At 76.7% G+C, this 21,318-nt stretch carries 21 protein-coding genes; 13 read left to right on the top strand and 8 right to left on the bottom strand.

The window, feature by feature from the left end; translation table 11 throughout:
- Positions 1-69 precede the first annotated feature (69 nt).
- The 4 genes from ACFVN3_RS02985 to ccsB all read left to right on the top strand — a co-directional run bounded on the left by ACFVN3_RS02985 (position 70) and on the right by ccsB (position 4,485).
- Positions 70-702: a TlpA family protein disulfide reductase gene (locus ACFVN3_RS02985; protein WP_378230410.1), complete on the top strand. Its 633-nt coding sequence runs from the start codon at positions 70-72 to the stop codon at positions 700-702.
- A 110-nt stretch (positions 703-812) separates the two neighbouring features.
- On the top strand, positions 813-1,568 hold the full coding sequence (locus ACFVN3_RS02980; protein ID WP_378231360.1) for a cytochrome c biogenesis CcdA family protein: 756 nt from the start codon (positions 813-815) through the stop codon (positions 1,566-1,568).
- Between the two features lies 1 nt (position 1,569).
- Positions 1,570-3,459: a cytochrome c biogenesis protein ResB gene (locus ACFVN3_RS02975; RefSeq protein ID WP_378230407.1), complete on the top strand. Its 1,890-nt coding sequence runs from the start codon at positions 1,570-1,572 to the stop codon at positions 3,457-3,459.
- Between the two features lie 3 nt (positions 3,460-3,462).
- Positions 3,463-4,485, top strand: a complete 1,023-nt coding sequence (gene ccsB, locus ACFVN3_RS02970) for a c-type cytochrome biogenesis protein CcsB (protein WP_378230405.1) — start codon at positions 3,463-3,465, stop codon at positions 4,483-4,485.
- Between the two features lie 26 nt (positions 4,486-4,511).
- Here the strand turns inward: ccsB and ACFVN3_RS02965 are convergent, their stop codons facing one another.
- Complete coding sequence (locus ACFVN3_RS02965) at positions 4,512-4,940, bottom strand: SRPBCC family protein (RefSeq protein WP_378230403.1); 429 nt, start codon at positions 4,938-4,940, stop codon at positions 4,512-4,514.
- A 47-nt stretch (positions 4,941-4,987) separates the two neighbouring features.
- Positions 4,988-5,458 carry a PLD nuclease N-terminal domain-containing protein gene (locus tag ACFVN3_RS02960; protein ID WP_378230401.1) on the bottom strand — a complete coding sequence of 157 codons (471 nt, stop codon included), beginning with the start codon at positions 5,456-5,458 and terminating at the stop codon, positions 4,988-4,990.
- Between the two features lie 31 nt (positions 5,459-5,489).
- On the opposite strand from ACFVN3_RS02960, the gene ACFVN3_RS02955 reads away from it, so the two are divergent.
- Positions 5,490-5,840, top strand: coding sequence for a DUF4229 domain-containing protein (locus ACFVN3_RS02955; protein ID WP_378230399.1), 351 nt, complete (start codon positions 5,490-5,492; stop codon positions 5,838-5,840).
- A gap of 27 nt (positions 5,841-5,867) precedes the next feature.
- On the opposite strand, the gene ACFVN3_RS02950 is transcribed toward ACFVN3_RS02955, so the two are convergent.
- Together ACFVN3_RS02950 and ACFVN3_RS02945 are read right to left on the bottom strand one after the other, a co-directional pair.
- Positions 5,868-6,737 carry a 1,4-dihydroxy-2-naphthoate polyprenyltransferase gene (locus ACFVN3_RS02950; protein WP_378230397.1) on the bottom strand — a complete coding sequence of 290 codons (870 nt, stop codon included), beginning with the start codon at positions 6,735-6,737 and terminating at the stop codon, positions 5,868-5,870.
- Positions 6,738-6,790: 53 nt separating this feature from the next.
- Entirely contained in the window at positions 6,791-8,068 is a 1,278-nt protein-coding gene (locus tag ACFVN3_RS02945) for an AMP-binding protein (protein WP_378230395.1), read from the bottom strand.
- A 98-nt stretch (positions 8,069-8,166) separates the two neighbouring features.
- Between ACFVN3_RS02945 and ACFVN3_RS02940 the strand changes: the two genes are divergently transcribed.
- Positions 8,167-9,243, top strand: coding sequence for a DUF3048 domain-containing protein (locus ACFVN3_RS02940; protein WP_378230393.1), 1,077 nt, complete (start codon positions 8,167-8,169; stop codon positions 9,241-9,243).
- 139 nt (positions 9,244-9,382) lie between these two features.
- Positions 9,383-9,640: a hypothetical protein gene (locus ACFVN3_RS02935; protein ID WP_378230391.1), complete on the top strand. Its 258-nt coding sequence runs from the start codon at positions 9,383-9,385 to the stop codon at positions 9,638-9,640.
- Between the two features lie 9 nt (positions 9,641-9,649).
- On the opposite strand, the gene ACFVN3_RS02930 is transcribed toward ACFVN3_RS02935, so the two are convergent.
- Both ACFVN3_RS02930 and ACFVN3_RS02925 read right to left on the bottom strand, forming a co-directional pair.
- Positions 9,650-10,669, bottom strand: a complete 1,020-nt coding sequence (locus ACFVN3_RS02930) for a 1,4-dihydroxy-2-naphthoyl-CoA synthase (RefSeq protein ID WP_378230389.1) — start codon at positions 10,667-10,669, stop codon at positions 9,650-9,652.
- Between the two features lie 5 nt (positions 10,670-10,674).
- Positions 10,675-11,697, bottom strand: a complete 1,023-nt coding sequence (locus ACFVN3_RS02925) for an EamA family transporter (protein ID WP_378230387.1) — start codon at positions 11,695-11,697, stop codon at positions 10,675-10,677.
- A 67-nt stretch (positions 11,698-11,764) separates the two neighbouring features.
- Between ACFVN3_RS02925 and ACFVN3_RS02920 the strand changes: the two genes are divergently transcribed.
- From ACFVN3_RS02920 to ACFVN3_RS02895, 6 genes are all read left to right on the top strand, one after another.
- Positions 11,765-13,207, top strand: a complete 1,443-nt coding sequence (locus ACFVN3_RS02920) for a PLP-dependent aminotransferase family protein (protein ID WP_378230385.1) — start codon at positions 11,765-11,767, stop codon at positions 13,205-13,207.
- Between the two features lie 75 nt (positions 13,208-13,282).
- Positions 13,283-13,606 (top strand): multidrug efflux SMR transporter, encoded by a 324-nt coding sequence (locus ACFVN3_RS02915; RefSeq protein ID WP_047231563.1) that lies wholly within the window; start codon positions 13,283-13,285, stop codon positions 13,604-13,606.
- A gap of 5 nt (positions 13,607-13,611) precedes the next feature.
- Positions 13,612-14,217 (top strand): TetR/AcrR family transcriptional regulator, encoded by a 606-nt coding sequence (locus ACFVN3_RS02910; RefSeq protein WP_378230382.1) that lies wholly within the window; start codon positions 13,612-13,614, stop codon positions 14,215-14,217.
- Between the two features lie 52 nt (positions 14,218-14,269).
- Complete coding sequence (locus ACFVN3_RS02905) at positions 14,270-15,271, top strand: o-succinylbenzoate synthase (protein ID WP_378230380.1); 1,002 nt, start codon at positions 14,270-14,272, stop codon at positions 15,269-15,271.
- On the top strand, positions 15,268-17,226 hold the full coding sequence (gene menD, locus ACFVN3_RS02900; protein WP_378230378.1) for a 2-succinyl-5-enolpyruvyl-6-hydroxy-3-cyclohexene-1-carboxylic-acid synthase: 1,959 nt from the start codon (positions 15,268-15,270) through the stop codon (positions 17,224-17,226). Before ACFVN3_RS02905 ends, menD begins: the two co-directional genes overlap by 4 nt.
- Before the next feature lie 95 nt (positions 17,227-17,321).
- Positions 17,322-19,070: a S1C family serine protease gene (locus tag ACFVN3_RS02895; protein WP_378230376.1), complete on the top strand. Its 1,749-nt coding sequence runs from the start codon at positions 17,322-17,324 to the stop codon at positions 19,068-19,070.
- A 207-nt stretch (positions 19,071-19,277) separates the two neighbouring features.
- Here ACFVN3_RS02895 and ACFVN3_RS02890 read toward each other — a convergent pair whose 3' ends face one another.
- Positions 19,278-19,814 (bottom strand): GNAT family N-acetyltransferase, encoded by a 537-nt coding sequence (locus ACFVN3_RS02890; protein ID WP_378230374.1) that lies wholly within the window; start codon positions 19,812-19,814, stop codon positions 19,278-19,280.
- Between the two features lie 110 nt (positions 19,815-19,924).
- Positions 19,925-21,292 (bottom strand): isochorismate synthase MenF, encoded by a 1,368-nt coding sequence (locus ACFVN3_RS02885; protein ID WP_378230372.1) that lies wholly within the window; start codon positions 21,290-21,292, stop codon positions 19,925-19,927.
- Between the last annotated feature and the right edge of the window lie 26 nt (positions 21,293-21,318).

Below are 21,318 nucleotides of genomic sequence, written 5' to 3'. Positions count from 1 at the left end.
AGTGGCGGAGGTCACGTCTCTCAGGTGGCGTCCAGGAACCCCGGGCAGGGTGCCTCCCGTGATGACGCTGTGACCGCCAGCTCGCGCGCGCGTGCCGTGCGCGCCCTCCCGCCCGTCCGTCGCGTGCTGACCGCGGGCGTCGCGGTCGCCGCGACGCTCGGCCTCGCGGCGTGCGCCCAGGACTCCGGCGCGACGACGGACGTCGTCGGGCAGGGCTACGTCTCCGGCGACGGCTCGGTCCGCACCTGGGACGCCGGCGAGCGGGGCGACGTCGTCGCGCTCACCGGCACCGACTACGAGGGCGAGCAGGTCGACACCAGCGCCTGGCTGGGCGACGTCGTCGTCCTCAACACCTGGTACGCCGCGTGCGCGCCGTGCCGCGCCGAGGCGCCCGACCTCGTGGCGCTCGCGAACGACCGCGCCGACGACGGCGTCCAGGTGCTCGGCATCAACACGACCGACGAGGCGGGCGCCGCGCAGGCGTTCCAGCGCCGGTTCGAGGTGCCCTACCCGTCGATCGACGACCGCAGCGGCGAGGTCGTCGCGGCGCTCTCCGGCACCGTGCCGCTCCAGGCCGTGCCCTCGACGGTCGTGCTCGACCGCGAGGGCCGCGTCGCGGCGCGCGTCATCGGGCTCGCCGAGGGCTCGACCCTGGACGCGCTCGTCGACGACGTGCTCGACGAGGACGAGGCGGCCGGCTGACCGTGGTCACCCTCGCGTCCCTCGCCGCCACCGTCCCCGCCGCCGCGCTCCCCGCGGCGGCCGCGACGAGCGTCGGCGACACGTTCGCCGCGACGGTCTGGAGCGGGTCGATGCTGCTGGCGGTCCCGGTGGCGATCCTGGCGGGGCTCGTCTCCTTCGCGTCGCCGTGCGTGCTGCCGCTCGTGCCCGGCTACGTCGGCTACGTCTCGGGCATGGCCGCGGCGAACGCCGGGAGCGGGCGCGGCACGTCCGGGGGGACGACGACGGCCACCCGGGTCGCGGCGCCGAGCCGCGGCCGGGTCCTCGCGGGAGTCGGGCTCTTCGTCGCCGGGTTCACCCTGGTCTTCGTCGCCCTCATGGTCGCGGCCGGCGCGATCGGCGTGCACCTGGTCCGCTGGGAGGACGTCATCACGCGCGTCCTGGGCGTGGTCGTCATCCTCATGGGGCTCGCCTTCATGGGCGCGGTCCCGTTCCTCCAGCGCGAGCGGCGCCTGCACCTGAGCCCTCAGGCCGGGCTGTGGGGAGCGCCGCTGCTCGGCATCGTGTTCGGGCTCGGCTGGACGCCGTGCCTCGGTCCGACGCTCGTCGCCGTGCAGTCGCTGTCGCTGAACGAGGCCTCTGCGGGCCGTGGCGCGATCCTCGGGGTCGCCTACTGCCTCGGTCTCGGTGTGCCGTTCCTGCTCATCGCGCTCGGCCTGCAGAGCTCGCAGCGCATGCTCGGCTTCCTGCGCCGGCACCGTCTCGCGATCATGCGGATCGGCGGCGGGCTGCTCGTGCTCATCGGCCTCGCGCTGGTCACGGGTCTGTGGACGACGTGGACGTCGACCATGCAGGGCTGGATCGACGGCTACGTGACGGTGGTGTGAGATGACCGAGCGCACCGGCCAGGCCGAGAGGTCAGAAGAGCGTCCGACGACGCCGACGGGCTACCGCCCCGAGGGCATCGACGACGCGTTCTCCGCGGGCGACGGCCCGGGGGACCGGACGCCGTCGGGTGGTGGGGGCGGCGCAGGAGGCGACGGCGGCCCGGCCCTCCCGAGGCTCGGATGGCGAGGAACGCTGCGCTGGACGTGGCGCCAGCTCACGAGCATGCGCGTCGCGCTCATGCTGCTCATGCTGCTCGCGGTCGCGGCGGTGCCCGGGTCGGTCCTGCCGCAGCGCCCGCAGGACCCGGCGGCCGTGCTGCGCTACCTCCAGGAGAACCCGACGACGGGGGAGTGGCTCGACCGGCTCGGCTTCTTCGACGTCTACGCCTCGGTGTGGTTCTCGGCCATCTACATCCTGCTGTTCGTCTCGCTCGTCGGGTGCATCCTGCCGCGCACGAAGGCGCACTGGCAGGCGCTGCGCACGCGGCCCCCGCGCACGCCGCGGCGCTTCGACCGCTTCCCCGCGCAGGGTCGCGCCGTCACCGACGCGTCGCCGGACGACGTCGTCGCGGCCGCGAGCACCCATCTGCGCGGGAGGTTGCGCTGGCTGCCGACGTTCCGCGTCGACACGGGCGCCGAGGAGGCCGCCCCGGCGCGGGGCCGCGCCGCCGCGCGACCCGCGGCGCGCACGGTGTCGGCCGAGCGGGGCTACGTGCGCGAGACCGGCAACCTGCTGTTCCACCTCTCGCTCGTCGGCCTCCTGGTCGCCGTCGCGACGGGCCAGCTCCTCCACTACCGCGGCCAGGCGATCGTCACGGAGGGCCGCGGGTTCGCGAACGCCGTCGTCGACTACGACACGTTCGAGAACGGCGCGTGGTTCCGGCCGTCGTCGCTCGTGCCGTTCTCGATGACGCTCGACGCGTTCGAGTCGGAGTTCGCCCAGGACTCGGTCGCGTTCGCGCAGTCGCGCGACTTCACCGCGACGGTCACGGTGCGCGACCCCGACGGCACGACCCACGAGGAGACCATCAAGGTCAACCACCCGCTCACCGCGGGCGGCGCCAAGATCTACCTCCAGGGCAACGGGTTCGCGCCCGAGGTCACGGTGCACGACGCCGACGGCGAGGTCGCGTTCTCCGGCCGCGTGCCGTTCCTGCCCGAGGACACGATGTACACCTCGCGGGGCGTCATCAAGGTGCCCGACGTGTCCTCCGGCCTCGACCAGATCGGCCTCGTCGGGTACTTCCTCCCGACGGCCCAGCTCAGCGAGGACGGCGAGACCGCGGCGTCGGTGTACCCGCAGCCGATCAACCCGCTGCTCGTGCTCGAGGTCTACCGCGGCGACCTCGGCCTCGACGAGGGCCTGCCGCAGAACGTCTACCGCCTCGACACCGACGACCTCACGCCGTCGGTCGACGAGGACGGCGAGCGCGTCAAGCTGCTCGTCGCCCCGGGCGAGACGGTCGACCTGCCCGACGGTCTCGGCACGATCACGTTCGACTCGCTGCCGCGCTACGTCGCGCTCGACCTGCGCCACGACCCGTCGCTCACGTGGGTGCTCGTGTTCGCGCTCGGCGCGCTCACGGGGCTCGCCGTCTCGCTGTTCACCCCGCGCCGCCGCGTGTGGGTACGCGCCTGGCGCGAGGAGGTGCCCGGTACGGGCGACGACGCCCCGCGCGAGCGCACCGTCGTCGCCGTCGCGGGCCTCGCCCGCGGGGACGACGCCGGCCTCCAGGGCGAGGTGGACTCGCTTCTCGCCGCGCTCCCGGGCGTGGCACCATCGGGTGAGGGTGACCTCACCTCGTCGCCGGGACGCGCACCGGCCGACCGCACCCGTTCCACCGCGCGTCCCGCACAGGACCCGACCGCGCGACCGCGCACGAAAGGCTGACCGATGACCGTAGCCGAGCTGAGCCAGGACCTCGTCTGGGCCGCTGCGACTGCCCTGACCGTCGCGCTCGTCGCGTTCGCGATCGACCTCGCGCGCCTCGCGGGCCGCGCCGACGACGAGCGGGCCGAGGCGCGGGCGGACGCGAAGGCGCCCGGCGCCGAGGTGCTCGCGGGCGCGGGCGCGGCGTCCGCCTCGCCGTACGGCCCGGACGCGCCGGACGCCGTCGACGCCGCACCCGTCGCCGCGCCCGAGCCGTCGCGCAAGGCCGCCAACATCGGGATCTCGCTCACGTGGCTCGGGACGGCGCTGCTGCTCGTCGCGATCGTCACCCGCGGGATCGCCGCGGGCCGCACGCCGTGGGCCAACATGTACGAGTTCACGCTCGTCGGCGCGTTCGTCGCCCTCGCGGTGTTCCTCGGCGTCTCCCTCAAGCGCGACGTGCGCTTCCTCGGCTCGTTCGTGACCGGCCTCGCGGTGCTCTTCCTCGTGCTCGCGCAGAACGCGTTCTTCGTGGCCGCGACCGGCGTGCAGCCCGCGCTGCAGTCCTACTGGCTCGTCATCCACGTGGGCGTCGCGATCATCGCGACGGGCATCTTCACCGTCGCGTTCGTCACGTCGGTGCTCCAGCTCCTGCGCGACTCGCGCGACACCGGGAACGCGTTCCTCGGCGCGCGCGGCTGGCGCTGGCTCGACTCGACGCCGAGGCCGCTCCAGCTCGAGGCCCTGAGCTTCCGCCTCAACGCGGTCGCGTTCGTGCTGTGGACGTTCACCATCATCGGTGGCGCGATCTGGGCCGAGCACGCCTGGGGCCGCTACTGGGGCTGGGACCCCAAGGAGGTCTGGAGCTTCGTCGTCTGGATCGTGTACGCGGCGTACCTGCACGCCCGCACGACCCGCGGCTGGTCCGGGCGCCGGGCGGCGTACTTCGTGATCGTCGGCTACGCGTGCGTGCTGTTCAACTTCACGGGTGTGAACCTGCTGTTCAACGGCAAGCACTCGTACTCGGGCCTCAACCCGGGCGACTGACCGGGCGTCCGTCGCGGCGCGAGCGGCTACGGCGTCGTGGCCTCGGCGGCCCGCTTGACCGACGCGGCCTCCGTCTCGACGTACCGCGCGGTGAGGGAGCGCGTCATGAGCCAGCCGAGCCACGCCATCGGACCCGACACGGTCAGCGTGAGCGCGAGCGTGCTCCCGTCGCCGTGCGGCGTGACGACGTGCGCGGCCGTCACCGTGACGCCCGACGACCGTGACTCCCACGTGTACGACGAGCCGTCGACCAGGTCGGTGACCGTCCACACGTCCTCGGGGAGCTTGGGCTGGCGCAACCGCGTCCGGGATCCGACGGCCAGTGGCCCGTCGTCGAGGCGCTCCGCGGCCTCGACGGTCGGGATCCGTCCGGGCCAGCGCTCGACGTCGGTGACGATCTCCCAGACGCGCTCGGGCGGGGCGGCGACGACGACGGTGCGCTCCAGACCGGGCATGCGTCGAGTCTAGGTTCGCGCGTGCTCCGGCGCGGCCCGGCCGACGGTCAGCGGGCGGTGTCGTCGCCGTCGTCGGAGCCGTTGCTCGCCCCGGGACGGCGCGCGTCGCCCTCGTCCTCGGTCCGGCCGTCCTCCGTGGTGTCCCCGGCCGCCGGGGGAGCGTCGTCCGTCGCGGGCGAAGGTGCCTCGTCCCGCGCCTGGCGACGCTGCTGCTGCTCGAGCCGCCAGAGGAACTCGGGGTCGTCGTCGGGCGCGACGGGGGCGTTGCGGCGTCGGCGCGTGCCGCCGTTCGACGTGCCGCCCGACGGGCGGCCGCCCGCGTACCGCGAGCCCGAGCGCGACGCGGCACGCTTGACGAGGATCCAGGCGATGGGGCCGAGGAACGGCAGCAGGATGATGAGGACGATCCACAGCCCCTTGGGGATGCCGCCGCGTTCCTCCTCGTCGCTCGAGGCGAGGTCGACGAGCGCGTAGACCGCGAGGCCGACGGCGATGAGGGGGAGCAGCACGCGAAGCATGGCTCCAGCCTACGGGCCGTACCCTGGAGTCGTGCCTGTCGTCGTCTACTCCGTCCTGCGTCTGCTGCTCTTCGCCGCCGCGCTGGGCGTGCTCTGGTTCGCCGGCCTCCGGGGCTGGCTGCTCGTCCTCGTCGCCGCGGTCGTCGCGCTCATGCTGTCGTACCTGACCCTGCGCCGGCCCCGCGAGGCGGCGTCGCGCTACCTCGCCGCGCGGGCCGAGCACCGCGCGCGCACCGGCGAGCGGTTCTCGCGCGAGATCGAGGACGACGCGGCGGCCGAGGACGCGGCCCTCGACGCGGCCCTCGACCGCGAGGAGGGCGCGGCGGCGCCGAGCACGGACCCGGCGCCGACCGAGCAGCCCGGGACGTCGTCGGCCCGCTGAGCCCGCCGGGGCACGGCCTGCCGACGCTCAGAGCGCGAGCCCGACCCCCAGCAGCACGCCGTACGCGAGCTCGAACAGCCCGGTCCCGGCGAGCACCGGCACGAGGAGCGGCCCGCGCGCGCCCGCGATCACCGGGAGCGTGAGGAGCACGGCCGGCAGCAGGAGGACCAGGGTGCCGAGCGCCCAGGGCGACGCGAACGCGCACACGACCGCCAGCAGCAGCGGGATCCAGATCATCGCGACGTAGGCCCTGCGGGCGCGGAAGTCGCCGAGCCGGACCGCGAGCGTGCGCTTGCCCGCGACGACGTCGGTCGGGATGTCGCGGATGTTGTTCACCATGAGGATGGCGCACGCGAGGAGGCCCACCGCGACCGCGCCGACGGCCGACGGCCACGTGACCACGCCCGCCTGCGTGTACGTGGTGCCGAGCGTGGCGACCAGACCGAAGAACACGAAGACCCCGACCTCGCCCAGGCCCCGGTAGCCGTAGGGGTTGCGGCCCCCCGTGTAGTACCAGCCCGCGAGGATCGCGAGCGCGCCCACGGCGATCAGCCACCAGTGGCCGGTCACCGCGCACAGCACGAGCCCGAGCACGGCGGCGACGCCGAACGCGCCGAACGCCGCGGCGCGCACCTGCCCGGGTCGCGCGGCGCCGGTCGCGGTGAGCCGCATGGGGCCGACGCGGTCGAGGTCGGTGCCGCGCACGCCGTCGGAGTAGTCGTTCGCGTAGTTCACGCCCACCTGGAGCGCGAGCGCGACGCCGAGGGCGAGCAGCGCGGGCCAGAACGCGAAGCCGTCCACCTGGGCCGCGGCGCCGGACCCGACGATGACGGGCGTCGCGGCGGCGGGAAGGGTCCGCGGGCGCGCGCCCGCGACCCACTCGGTGGTGCTGGCCATGGTGCTCCGTCTCGGTCGTGCGGGTCGTGCAGGGTGGTGGGACCGCGGGCGGCTCACCCAGGGCGGGCCTGGAGGTGCCCGACGGCGAGCCGCGCCACCGCGGCGCGGTCCACCTTGCCGGGCCCGCGGCGCGGGAGGTCCGCGACGACGAGCACGCGACGCGGTGCGGCCGCCCGCTCCAGCCTATCCGCGACGTGGTCCCGGACCGTGGCGACGAGCCCGGCCGGGGCGTCCGCGACCGTGATCGAGCCCTCGGTGCCGGTGCCGGGGGCCGAGCCGGGAGCGGCGGGCGAGGGCCAGGCCGTCGTGACGACCGCGACGACCTCCTGCCCCCACTCCGGGTGCGGCACGCCGACGACGCACGCCTCGCCCACGCCCTCGACCTCGGCGACCAGGGCCTCGACCGCGGCCGGGGCGACGTTGACGCCGCCCGTGACGACGACGTCGTCCGCCCGGCCGAGGACGGTGAGCGAGGGGCCGTCCGGCGCCCCGTCGAGCCGACCGAGGTCGCTCGTGCGGAACCAGCGCGTGCCGTCGTCGTCCGTGCGGAACGCGTGCGCGGTCGCGGCCGGGTCGCCGAGGTAGCCGTCGGCGAGGAACGGTCCGGAGAGCTCGACGACGTCCGTGGCGCCGTCCGACCCGTCCGCAGGTGCGGGGTGTGCGAGGCGCACGCGCGCGCCCGCGAGCGGGACGCCGTCGTACACGCACCCGCCGCTCGTCTCCGTCATGCCGTAGGTGGTCACGAGGCGCGCGCCCAGCGCCCGCGCGCGGCGCAGCAGCGCGGGAGGCGCGGCGGCGCCGCCGAGCAGGACGGCGTCGAGGGCGCAGAGCGCGTCCAGACCGACGGCGCCGCCCTCAGCCCCCGCGTCCGCCGCGGCGAGGAGCCGGTGGAGCTGCGTGGGGACGAGCGAGACGTACCGGCGCTCCGCACGCGGCGCCCGGGCGACGAGCGCGGCGAAGCCGGCCGGGGTGAACGGCTCGTCCTCCGGCGCGACCGTGAGGCCTCGCCCGGCCGCGTGCGCGCGGGCGACCACCTGCACGCCCGCGACGTGCGTCGCGGGCAGCGTGAGGAGCCAGTGCCCGGGCCCGCCCAGGCGATCGTGCGTCGCGGCGCCCGACGCGCGCAGCGCGGCCGCGGACAGCACGACCTCGCGCGGCTCGCCCGTCGAGCCCGACGTGCGCAGGACCAGCGCGGCGCCCGGCGGCACGTCGGCGTGCCCGGGCCGGGAGAGCAGCGGGACGGGCGCCACCGGGGGGCCGGCGCCGTCGAGCGCGGCGCCGACCGCCGAGACCAGGGCGTCGAGATCGGCGGGGACGACGGCGCGGTTCACCGGATCAGCGTAGGCCGGGCCGTAGGGTGACCGGGAAGCGCACGTCCGTCGCAGGGGCAGCGCCAGGACCTGGTCCTGGACCGACGGGAAGGTCGAGGATGACGAGGACGGCACGAGGACCCGGTGCGGTCCGGGCGGGCCTGGTGGCGGCACTGGCCGCGGCGACGGTCCTGCTCGCGGGGTGCGGCGGCGAGCCGGCCGCTCCCACGACGGAGACGGTCGACGCGGACGTGTCCGCGGACAAGGGCGCGCCGCCGACTCCGGACGTGCCGCTCGTCTGGCCGCTCACGGGCGTCGAGGCCGAGGAGGTCGCGGACCGCCCGGCGCTCGCGGTGAAGATCGAGAACGCGCCCCAGGCGCGCCCGCAGACGGGCCTGGAGCAGGCCGACGTCGTGTGGGAGGAGGTCGTCGAGGGCGGCATCACCCGCTTCGTGGCGGTCTACCACTCGCAGGTCCCCGAGAGCGTGGGGCCGGTCCGATCGGTCCGGCCCATGGACCCGGCGATAGTCGGTCCGCTGCACGGGATCCTCGCGTACACCGGCGGGCAGCAGCCGTTCATCGACGCGGTGGGTGCGGCGGGCACCCAGTCGGTCGTCATGGACGAGGGCGACGACGGGTTCGCCACGACGCGCGCGCGCCGCGCACCGCACAACGTCTACGGCAGCCCGGAGGAGTTCTGGGCCCAGGCCGACGGTGACCGCACCGCGCCCCCGCCCGCCCAGCTCGTCTTCGCCCGGGAGCCCGGGACCGGCACGGCCACCGTGGCGGGCAGCGCCGCGACGCGGCTCGACGTGCGGCTCACGTTCGCGAGCCGTGCCGTGTGGGAGTGGAACGCGGACGAGGGCCGCTACGTGCGCAGCGAGGGCGACACGCCCGCCGTGTCCTCGGACGAGGTGCGGCTCTCGGCGACGAACGTCGTGCTGCTGTCCGCGCCGATGGAGGACACGGCGTTCAAGGACCCGGCGGGGGTGCCCGTCCCGGAGACGAAGCTCGTGGGGACCGGCGAGGGCGTCGTCGCGAGCGGCGGCAAGCAGGTGCCGGTGACGTGGTCCAAGGAGACGGTCGAGTCCCCGGTGGTGCTGACCGGGGCGGACGGGAAACCCGTCGAGCTCGAGCCCGGGGCCTCGTGGATCGAGCTCGTGCCGATCGGGTCGGGGAGCTGGGAGATCGGTTGAGCGCCCCTCTCGCCCGGCGGCGGCCTCCGGGGTCCTCCCCACGGCGTACGACCGCTCCGCCCCGAGGGGGACCGGCGGACGCCCAGGTCGAGCCGCGGGGCCGACGCGCCGACGGGGCCCCGGGCGGCACCGTGGAGTCATGGCAACCGTCGTCCCGCACCCCGTCCACCCGTCCCAGCCCGGCACCCCCGGCGAGGGCGCCGCGCAGCGCTCGACCGAGGGCCGGCTCTCGCCGTCCTACGCGCCGCGCACGCCGCGCGACGACGAGCCCGGCGCCGCCCGCTCGGCCGCGCCCGTCGCGATCTCGGTCGGGCTCCTGTTCGGCCTCGCCGTCGCCGCGGCGTTCGTCGGCCGCGGCCTCATCGAGATGCTGACGAGCCTCGTCGCCGGCTCCTGACCTGCCGGGTCAGAACGCGTAGCCGAACCGGCCCCAGTCCGGGTCGCGCCGCTCCAGGAACGCGTCGCGCCCCTCCACGGCCTCGTCGGTCAGGTAGGCGAGCCGGGTCGCCTCGCCCGCGAAGACCTGCTGGCCCATGAGCCCGTCGTCCGCGAGGTTGAACGCGAACTTGAGCATCCGGATCGCCTGCGGCGACTTGGACGCGATCGTGCGCGCGTACTCGATCGCGAGCGCCTCGAGGTCCGCGTGGTCCGCGACCTCGTTCACCGCCCCCCACTCGTACGCGTCCTGCGCCGAGTACTCCCGCGCGAGGAAGAAGATCTCCCGCGCCCGCTTCTGCCCCACCTGCCGCGCCAGGTACGCCGAGCCGTAGCCGCCGTCGAACGAGCCGACGTTCGCGTCGGTCTGCTTGAACCGCGCGTGCTCGCGGCTCGCGATCGACAGGTCCGCGACGACGTGCAGGGAGTGCCCGCCGCCCGCCGCCCACCCGTTGACGACCGCGACCACGACCTTCGGCATCGTCCGGATGAGCCGCTGCACCTCGAGGATGTGCAGGCGCCCCGCGCGGGCCGGGTCCACCGCGTCGCGCGTGTGGACGTCGCCGCCGCCGTCGGGCGCCGTCGTGTACTGGTAGCCCGAGCGCCCCCGGATCCGCTGGTCGCCGCCGGAGCAGAACGCCCACCCGCCGTCCTTGGGGGAGGGGCCGTTGCCCGTGAGGAGCACCGTCCCCACGTCGGACGTCATGCGCGCGTGGTCGAGCACGCGGTACAGCTCGTCCACGGTGTGCGGGCGGAACGCGTTGCGCACCTCCGGCCGGTCGAACGCGACACGGACGACGGGCAGGTCGCGCACGACGGCACCGGCCGCGTCGCGCTCCACGCCGCGGTGGTACGTGACGTCGGTCAGCTCCTCGAACCCGGCGACGTCGCGCCACGCGCCCGGGTCGAACGTCTCGGACACCTGGCGGGGGAGCGCGGGGGCGCGCGGGTCGTCGGCGGGGACGGCGGGGGTGGGTTCGGTGCTGCTCACGGTCGTCACGGTAGCCGCTGCGGGGCGAGGTCCGCGCCCGGCACGGGAGCCTCTACGGCGGCGCGGGGTGCGGGCGCCGGGGCGCTGGCGTCCCGCGCAGGGGCCGCGAGGCCGAGGACGAGGCCGGCGCCGACGACGAGCGACCCGACCAGGGAGCGGGCGTCGAGCGCCTCGAACCCGAGGGCGACCGAGGTCGCGAGCGCAGAGACGGGCAGGAGGCCCGCGAACAGCCCGGCCCGCGCGGGGCCGATCGCGGCCAGCCCGGAGTACCAGAGCAGGAACGCCACCGCCGTGACGACGACGGCGAGGTAGGCGAGCGCGGCGAGCTCGGCGGCGTCGGGGGCGACGAGGAACGGCTGCCCCGTGACCTGCTGCCGGACGAGGCCGAGCACGGCGAGCTGGGGGACGGCCAGGAGGCACGCGTACGCGGAGACGCGCAGCGCGCCGAGCGTCGGCAGGAGCGGCACGGCGAGCAGCGAGAAGCACACCTCGCACGCGAGCGCCCCGAGCGCGAGCGCGACGCCGACCGGGTCCCCGGAGCCGCCGCCCTCGACGACCACGACGCCGGCCGTCACCACGACCGCCGCCGCGAGGGTCCGGACCGCGACGCGGCGCGCCCGGAGCGCGGCGGCCGTGGCGAGCACGACGGGCGAGGCGCCGACGACCGCCCCCACGAGGGACGGGTCCGCGCGCCCCGCGCTCTCGACGACGAGGACGCTGAACCCCACGAGACCGGTCGCCGCGAGCAAGGTCAGGCGCAGCAGCGCGCGCGGTGACGGCAGGACCCACGGCACGCGCCGCGCGGCGAGGACGGCGAGCAGGACGAGCGCCGCGACGGCGTAGCGCGCGGCCTGCCCGCCGAGGACCGGGAAGTCGGCGAGGGCGGCGGACGCGACGAACGACGAGCCGACGATCACCATGCCGACGGCGCACCGGAGGTCGCCGGACCGCGCCGGGCCGGGGCGGTCGGGCGCCTGGTCGCCGTCGTCGGACGGGACGCCGCGGGAAGGGCGAGGAGCGAGGGCCATGCGTCGACCGTAGGGTCGAGCCTGGACCACGGTGCAGGTCCAGATCGTGCCTGGTTCACTGGGCCAGATGACGACCCGGATCGAGCCCGACGCGCTGCTGCTCGCCCTCGGGCCGCGACCGGGCCGCGACGTCGGCCGGTGGCTCCGCACCGGTCTGCGCGCGGCCGTGGTGGACGGCCGGCTCGAGGCGGGCGCCACGCTCCCCTCGAGCCGTGACGCGGCGGCGGCGCTCGGCGTCTCGCGCGGCACCGTGACCACCGCCGTCGACGTCCTCGTCGGCGAAGGGCTGCTCGTGTCCCGGCCCCGCTCGAGTGTCGTCGTGGCGGCGCTGCCCGCGCCGCCGTCGGGTGGTGCGGGGACGGCGGCGACCCGCCCGACCGGTGCGGTACCCGGCGTCGTGCCGGGGGCACGGCCCGTGAGCGTCGGCACGCCCGACCCCGCGCTCTTCCCCCGCGCCGCGTGGGCGCGCGCCGTGCGCGACGGCGTGCGAGGCCTGGCCGACGTCGACCTGGGCTACCCGGACCCCCAAGGGCTGCCTGCGCTGCGCGAGGCGCTCGCGGTCCACCTGCGGCGCGCGCGGGGGGCCCACGTCACGGCGGACGACGTGGTCGTGGTGAGCGGGGTCGCCCAGGCGCTCTCCCTCCTCGCCCGGCTGCTCGCCGCAGGACGGGTCGCGGGCCCCGCGCCCGCGGGGCGGGTGGCGGTGGCTGTCGAGGACCCGTCGTCGCGCGGGGCGCTCGAGCTGCTGCACGACGCCGGCCTGCGGACGGTCGGCGTGCCCGTGGACGCCGACGGCCTGCGCGCGGACCTGCTGCCCGACGACGCGCGTGCCGCCCTCGTGACGCCCGCCCACCAGTTCCCGCTCGGCGTCGTCCTCGGGCCCGCGCGACGGCGCGCGCTGCTCGCGTGGGCGGCGGCGGGGGACCGCCTCGTCCTCGAGGACGACTACGACGCCGAGCTGCGGTACGACCGGCAGCCGGTGGCCTCCGTGCAGGCACTGGACCCCGAGCGCGTCGTGCTGCTCGGCTCGGTGTCCAAGCTGCTCTCGCCCGCGCTGCGGCTCGGCTGGGTCGTGGCGCCGCCGTCCGTCGTCGGGCCGCTGGTGGAGGCGAAGCGGCACGCGGACCTCGGGACCTCGGTGCCCGAGCAGGCGGCGCTCGCGGCGCTGCTCGGCTCGGGCGCCTACCAGCGGCACCTTCGCCGGGCCCGGCTCGTCTACCAGCGGCGGCGGCGCCTGCTGCTCGACGCGCTCGCGCGCGCCCTACCGGGCGTCGAGGTGGGCGGGGTCGCCGCCGGGCTGCATCTCGTCGTGCCGCTCCCCGGCCCGGCCGCCGAGCGCGCCGCGGTCGACGGCCTGCACGCGGTCGGGGTCCCGGCCGAGCCCCTCAGCGGGACGGGGGTGGACCGCCGCGAGGCGGGGGTGGTGGTGGGCACCGCGCGCGTGCGCGAGGGGGACGTCGGGCGCGTGGCGGACGTGCTGCGGGCGGCGGCCTTGACCCGCCCGAATTAACTGGTACGTTAGTACCAGTTCTGCGCACGACGGCGGGCCCTGCCACCCGGTGCGTCGACCCGAGGGAGTCTCCCCATGGCATGGATCGTCCTCATCCTCTCCGGCATGCTCGAGGCCGGCTGGGCCCTGAGCCTCAAGGCGTCGCACGGCTTCACCAAGCTCTGGCCGAGCGTCGCGTTCGTCGTCATGCTCGTCCTGAGCATGGTCGGCCTGAGCATCGCCCTGAAGTCCCTGCCCGTCGGCGTGGCCTACGGTGTCTGGGTGGGGATCGGTGCCTCGCTCACCGCCGTCCTCGCCGTCGTCCTGTTCGACGAGCCCGTCACGATCCTCAAGGTGATCTCCCTCGTGCTGATCGTCGCGGGGGTCGTCGGGCTCAACCTCTCCGGGGGAGGGCACTGACACCCATGCCGACCGAGACCGTCGACCCACGGCCCGCGCCGCGCCGCCAGGCGCGCGGGGTCGCCCGTCGCGACGCGATCGTCCGCGCCGCCGCGGACCTCATCCTCCAGGAGGGCCCGGCGTCGGTGACGCACCGCGCCGTCGCGTCCCGGGCCGACGTCCCGCTCGCCGCCACGACGTACTACTTCACCGACCTCGACGACCTCATCGGCGCGGCCGGCGAGGTCGTCGTGGCCGGGTGGGCGGCCCACGCGCGCGGCGCGGCCGAGCGGGCCGCGCGGGGCGGTGACCGCGCGCGCGAGGACGCGCACGTGCTCGTGGACGCGGTCCTGCCGCCCGGGGGCGAGAGCGAGGTGCGCGGCTTCTACGAGCACCTCGTGGGCGCGGGTCGTTACCCCGCGCTCGCCCGCGCCTACGGCGAGGGCCGGCAGGGCCTCGACGACGCCGTCGGGCAGCTCCTCGCGGTGCGCGGTCTCGCGAGCGTGCCGCCCGGGCTGCTCATCGCCGTCGTGGACGGCGCCGCGGTGAGCGCGCTGAGCGAGGGCCGCGACGTGCGCGCGCTCGCCGTGCTGCTCGTCGGCGAGCTCGTGGGCCGCCCGCGCGCGAGCTGACCGCCCACCGCCCGCGACGTGGGACCGCCCGCGGTGGCCTAGCCTGGAAGGCGTGCCCGACCCCCTCGAGACCGTCGTCTACCGCACCCCTCTGACCACGCGGTTCCGCGGGATCGACGCGCGCGACGGCGTGCTGCTGCGCGGGGACGCGGGCTGGGGCGAGTTCTCCCCGTTCTGGGACTACGACGACGCCGAGTCGGCGGCGTGGTTGCGCGCGGCGCACGAGGCCGCGGACCAGGGATGGCCGGGTGCTGTGCGCGACCGCGTGCCCGTCAACGTCACCGTGCCCGCGGTCGGGCCCGACCACGCGCGCGAGCTCGTCGCCGCGTCCGGGGGGTGCCGCACCGCGAAGGTCAAGGTCGCGCAGCGCGGACCCGACGGCGCGCTCGAGGCCCTCGACGCCGAGGTCGCGCGCCTCGAGGCCGTGCGCGACGCGCTCGGCCCGGGCGGGCGCGTGCGGGTCGACGCGAACGGCGCGTGGGGCGTGGACGAGGCGCTGCGCCGGCTCCCCGCGCTCGACCGCGCGGCGGGCGGGCTCGAGTACGTCGAGCAGCCGTGCGTGGACGTCGCCGGGCTGGCGGCCGTCCGGCGCGGGCAGCGGGGCGACACGGCGGTGCCCGTCGCCGCCGACGAGTCGATCCGCCGGGCCGCGGACCCCCTCGCCGTGGTGCGTGCCGACGCCGCGGACGTCGTCGTGCTCAAGGTGCAGCCGCTCGGCGGCGTGCGCGCGTGCCTCGACCTCGCCGAGCAGGTCGGCCTGCCCGTCGTCGTGTCGTCCGCGCTCGAGTCGTCCGTGGGCATCGCCGCGGGAGTCGCGCTCGCTGCCGCACTCCCGGAGCTGCCCTACGCGTGCGGGCTCGCGACCGTGAACCTCTTCGTCGCCGACGTGGCCGACCCGCCGCTCGTGCCCGTCGACGGCGCGCTGCCCGTCGCCCGCCCCGAGCCCTCCGCCGCGGCGCTCGCGGCCACCGCGCCCGACGACGCGACGGACCGCCGCTGGCGCGAGCGGCTCGACCGCGTCGCCGGCCTGGCGCTCGCGGGAGGTGCGCGATGAGCGCGCCCGCGGGTACGCCCGGCGCCGCCGCACCGCACGACGGCGTGACGGCCCTCGACCCGCTGCTCGACGGCCTGGACGCGCAGCCGCCCGCGGTGCGCAGCGCGTTCGCGCTCGTGCACCGGCTGCTGCACGAGGGTGTCGCGGACGTCGTCCTCGCGCCGGGGTCGCGCAGCGCTCCGCTCGCCTACGCGCTCGCGGCGGCGTCCGACCTCGGGCACCTCACGCTGCACGTGCGGGTCGACGAGCGCGCGGCCGGCTTCCTCGCCCTCGGCCTCTCGCGCGGCGCGGGCCCGGTCGTGCGCGGCGGCGTCGCGCTGCCCCGGCCGGTGGCGGTCGTCACGACGTCCGGGACGGCCGTCGCGAACCTCCACCCTGCGGTGCTCGAGGCGCACCACACGGGCGTCCCGCTCGTGCTCCTGACCGCCGACCGGCCGCACGAGCTGCGCGGGGCGGGCGCGAACCAGACGACGCACCAGGCCGGGATCTTCGGCGCGGCGGTGCGGTTCGCCGCGGACGTCCCCGCGCCCGACGGCCGACCGGGTGAGGTGCGCGACCTCCTCGCCGTCGCGACGCGCGCGCTCGCCGAGGCGGTCGGCGCGCGCTCGGGGCACCCCGGCCCGGTCCACCTCGACCTCGCGTACCGCGAACCCCTGGTCCCCGTCGCCGCGACCGGTCCCGGCACGCCCGTCGCGGCGGTCCCCGACCCGCTCGGCGTCCGCTCGGCCGTCGTGCTGCCCGCCGCGGCGCCGCCCGTGCCGTCGGACGCGGAGCGGGGCGACGGCGCCGTGGCCCTCGGCGCGCCGGTCGCGCCCGTCGCCGTGCCGGTCCCCGGTGGGCGGACCGTCGTCGTCGCGGGCGACGGCGCGGGCCGCGTCGCGCGCGACCTCGCCGAGGCGCGCGGCTGGCCGCTCCTCGCGGAACCGTCGTCGGGGGCGGCCGGGGGCCCGAACCTGGTCGTCGCGCACGCGCTCGTGCTCGGGGTCGACGAGCTCGTGGACGGCGCCGAGCACGTCGTCGTGCTCGGCCGTCCGACGCTCTCGCGGCCGGTGCAGCGGCTGCTCGGGCGGCCGGACGTCGAGGTGAGCGTCGTCGCGCCGGGCGCCGGCCCCTGGCCCGACGCCGCGCGCAACGCGTCGACGGTCCTGACGGCGGTACCGGCTCGGTGGCTCGACCCGCGCCCGGGTACCCCGGAGCCGTCCGAGCTCGCGCCCGGGCCGACGCCGGGCCGCACGACCGACCCGAGGTGGCTCGCGCGCTGGCGCGCGGCGTCGGCAGCCGCCGCCGAGGTCGTCGCCGTGGCGACCGACGGGTCGCTGGCCGACGGCCCGAGCGTGGCGCGCGCCGTCGTCGACGCGTGCGGGCCGGACGACCTGCTGGTGGTGGGGTCGTCCAACCCCGTGCGCGACCTGGCCCTCGTGCTCGGCCTCGACGCCGACGCGCCGCGGGTCCTGGCGAACCGCGGTCTCGCCGGGATCGACGGCACCGTGTCCACCGCGCTCGGCGCCGCGGTGGCCACCGCCCGCCCGCACCGGCGCACGCGCGCGCTGCTCGGCGACCTCACGTTCCTCCACGACGCGGGCGGCCTCCTGCGGGGTCCGCACGAGCCGCACGTCGACCTGCAGCTCGTCGTGGTGAACGACGACGGCGGCTCGATCTTCGCGGGGCTCGAGCCCGGCGGGCTCGGTGCGACGTCCGCGGCGGCGGGCCGCACGTTCGAGCGGGTCTTCGCGACCCCCCACGGGGCGAACCTGGCCCAGCTCTGCGCCGGGTACGGCGTGGACCACCAGCTCGTGCAGGACGTCCCCTCGCTGCGGCACGCGCTGGCCGCCCCGAGCCACGGCGTCCAGGTGCTGGAGGTGCGCGTGTCCCGGGCGGAGCGGCGAGAGGCCGGTCTGCGCGTGGGGGAACGGGTGCGCGACGCGGTCCGCGAGGCGGTCGTGGTGGGTCGCTGACGAGGGGCCAGAACTCGCAGCGAACTCCCAGGCTCGTTCAAGCCTCGTTCAAGCGCGGCGGTGTGAAGTAGTGGGCAGAACCGAGGAGGCCCACCATGACGAACACCCCGGGCACGGAGCCCACCCCCACCACGCCGGCCCCCGACGCGCCCGCGTCGACGCCGGCCGCCACTCCCGCCGCCACGACCCCCGCGGCCGCCGAGCGTGCTGCGTCGGTCGCTGCCGAGTCGACTGGCGGGACGCCCACGGAGCCGCTGGCCCCCGTCTCCGCGACCCAGCCGCTCCCGCCGACCACGACGCACCCGACGCAGCCGCTCGGCGCGCCGCAGCACGTGCAGCATCTCTCCACGCCGCAGCCCGCCCCCACGACGCACAGCGCGGCGACGCCGATGCCGAACCCGTACGCACGCCCCGCGCAGCCCGGGCCGCACGCACCGTCCGGCAGCTTCGGGCCGCCGCCCGCGCCGCCGGTCCCGACCGCGCAGGGCGAGGCAGGCGCTCCGAAGCGGCGGCGCACGTGGGTGCCCGTCGTGAGCGCCGCCGCCGCGGCCGCGGTCCTGGCGAGCGTCGGAACCGCCGGTCTCACCGGTGCGTTCGGCGCCGACCAGGACTCGGCGTCGCTCGCGGACGTCGGCCAGCACCAGGAGAACTCGGCCGCGCCGGTGTCCGACTCGTCGTCGCAGAACCCCGACTGGGAGGCCGTGACGAAGGCCGTCGCCCCGTCGGTCGTCGCGATCCAGGTGCAGACCTCGCAGGGCGGTGCCGAGGGGTCGGGCGTCATCATCGACGACCAGGGCCACGTCGTGACCAACAACCACGTCGTCTCCGGCGCGGAGAACGACACCGTCCAGGTGACGCTCAGCGACGGGCGCCTCTTCGAGGCGAAGATCGTCGGGCTCGACCCGGCGACCGACCTCGCCGTCGTGCAGCTCGTCGACGCCCCCGACGACCTCCAGCCCGCGACGCTCGGTGACTCCGACGACGTGAGCGTCGGCGAGTCGGTCCTCGCGGTCGGCAACCCGCTGGGCCTCGCGAACACCGCGACGACCGGCATCGTCTCAGCCGTGGACCGCCCGGTCTCCGCGTCGGGCGAGGACGGCGGCACGTCCGTCGTGACGAACGCCATCCAGATCGACGCTGCGATCAACCCCGGCAATTCCGGCGGCCCGCTCTTCGACGCGCAGGGTCGCGTCATCGGCATCACGTCGTCGATCGCGACGCTGTCGGGTGGCGGCACCCAGTCCGGCTCCATCGGGCTCGGGTTCGCCATCCCGGTGAACCTCGCGAAGTCGATCAGCGAGCAGCTCATCGAGAACGGCACCGCCGAGCACGCGTTCCTCGGCTTGACGCTCGCGGACGCCACTGCGACCGCCGACGGCGTCACGCGCCGCGGCGCCGAGGTCCAGGAGGTGACCGACGGGTCGCCCGCGGCCGACGCCGGCATCCGGTCCGGCGACGTGATCGTCGAGATCGACGGCCACGCCGTCGGCGGCGCGGAGTCGCTCACGGCCTTCGTCCGCGAGCGCGCGGCGGGCGCGAAGTCCACGCTGACCGTGGTGCGCGACGGCAAGACGCTCGAGCTCGACGTCACCCTCGCGACGCGCCCCGCGGACGACGAGACCACCGGCCAGGGCTCGCAGGACGGCCAGGGCCAGCTCCCGGGTCAGGACGGCAGCCAGGACGGCCAGGGCCAGCTCCCGGGTCAGGACGGCAGCCAGGACGGCCAGGGCCAGCTCCCCGGCCAGGGTGGCGAGCAGGGCGGCGACCAGGGTCAGCAGACCGACCCGACCGACCCGGGCAACGTGCCGAACCCGTTCGACTGGTTCTTCGGCGGCCAGGGCTGACCCTGACGGGCGCCCCGCGAGGGGCGCCCCTCGCGGGGCGGGTCGTCGTGCCGGCACGCGCGACCCGCACCCCGCGCCACGTCCCGTCGTGACCTCTGACCGCGACGGGCGGGTGGCCGGACCGCGGACGTCCCCCCGCGGTCGGGCCGCCGCACCGAGCGGCCGGCACGGATCCCCGTGCCGGCCGCTCGTCGTCGGCGGTGCCGCTCAGTCGGTGGCGGCGGCGCTCGGCGCCCACGTCGCGTCGGTGTCCGACGCGGCCGGCGAGGCCGGTGCCTCCACGCGCTTGGTGAAGAAGCCGGCCGTCTCGGCGTAGCCGCCGGAGACGTAGAACTCCTTGGAGAGACCGGTGGCGAGGCCGACGCGGCGCGCGCCGACCTCGGCCGCCCACTCCTCGGCGCTGTCGAGGAGGAGGCGGCCGATGCCCTGGCGGCGGTGCGACGGGAGGACGGCGACCTCCTCGACCCGGCAGACGACGCCGCTGGACGCGAAGGTCAGGTGCCGGTTCGCGAGCAGGTACCCCACGACGCCGTGGTCGGGCAGCTCCGCCACCGCGAAGTACGTGTCGAGCGCGGCGAGCAGGGGCCCGAAGGACCGCTCGAACGCCTCACGCTCGGGGTCGTGGCGGGGCAGCTCGAGGACGAGCGGCCACACGGCGTCACGGTCGGCGACGACGGCCCGACGGACGAGCACGCCGGACGGGGCGGTGGAGCGGGGACGGGAAAACTGGGAGGAGTCGGACACCTCCCGAACCTAGCAGCGACGAGGGCGCCGGGCCCGGCCGTCCGGGTGGCGGTCGAAAGTCGGCGGGGGTGACGTTCCGCACGCCCCCGCTGGGCCGCACCCCGCTGCCGTCAGGCCCCGCCGAGCGCGTAGCGCATCGGCTCGAGCTTCGCCTCCGACTCGGCGACCTCCGCCGCCGGGTCGGACGCGGCGACGATCCCGCACCCGGCGAACAGCCGCACCGACCGGGGGTCCGCGGCCGAGAGCTCGGCCGAGCGCAGCGCGATGCCCCACTCGCCGTCGCCGTCCGCGCCGAGCCACCCGACCGGCCCCGCGTAGCGACCGCGGTCCATGCCCTCGATCTCCCGGATCAGCTCGCGCGCGACGCTCGTCGGGGTGCCGCACACGGCCGCCGACGGGTGCAGGGCCGCGGCGAGCGCGAGGCTCGTGGGCCCCGCCGCCGCCCCGCCCGAGGAGCCCGGGACGACAGCGCCGCGCGCGAGGACCGCCGTCACGTCCGACGCGAGGTGCATGACGTTCGGCAGGTGCAGCACGAACGGCGCGTCGGGCACGTTCATCGACGAGCAGAACGGGGCGAGCGCCTGAGCGACGGACCGCACGGCGTACTCGTGCTCCTCGAGGTCCTTCGACGACCGGGCGAGCTGGGCCGCCCGCAGGAGCGCCTCGTCGTCGGACAGCCCGCCGCGGCGGATCGTCCCCGCGAGCACGCGCGACGTGACGAGCCCCTTCTCGCTGCGGACGAGGAGCTCGGGGGTCGCGCCGACGAGGCCGTCGACGGAGAAGGTCCAGCACGCCTCGTAGGCGGACGCCAGGCGCGCGAGCAGCCAGCGCGGGTCCACGGGCTCGGCGGTGTGCGCGACGACGTCCCGCGCCAGGACGACCTTCTCGAGCGCGCCCGAGCGGATGCGCTCGACCCCCTCCGCCACGACGGCCGCCCAGTCGTCGGCCCGCAGCGCGCCGTCGTGCCACGCCACCTCGCCGGGCGACGTGACGGGCGCGCGGGGCGTGCGCCGCAGCGCGTCGGTCGGGGAGGACGAGAGCGAGCCCGCGGTGTCGACGGTCGTGAGCCACGCCTGCCCGTCGCGCCGGCCGACGACGACGCGCGGCACGACGAGCACGCCGCCCGCGCGGACCGGGTCGTGGGCGTCGTCGCCGGGGGCGGAGTCGTCGAACGCGAACGAGCCGAACGCGACCGGACCTGTCCCGGGCAGCCCGACCTCGTCCCGCACGACGGCGCGCGCGAGCGTCTCGTGCCACGCGGCCTCGGCGTCGGCGAACCGGCCGGGGCCCCAGGTCTCGAGGCGCAGTGCCTCGCCCCAGCCCACGATCCCGTCGCCGCGCCGCACCCAGGCGAGGGGCCGCGCGTCGGGCAGGAGGTCGACGAGGGCGTCCAGACCGCCGGGCAGGTCGGGGATCCGCGTGGTCCTCACGACCAGAGGGTGGGGCTGTGCGGCCGTGGCCGACGGTTCTGCAGTCATCGCCTCCCAGCGTAAGCCGCGCACGC

The sequence above is a fragment of the Cellulosimicrobium sp. NPDC057862 genome, assembly GCF_042797035.1.
GTDB lineage: Bacteria > Actinomycetota > Actinomycetes > Actinomycetales > Cellulomonadaceae > Cellulosimicrobium.
The sequence above is the reverse complement of the archived record's forward strand: the minus strand, read 5'-3'. Positions and strand labels throughout refer to the sequence as shown.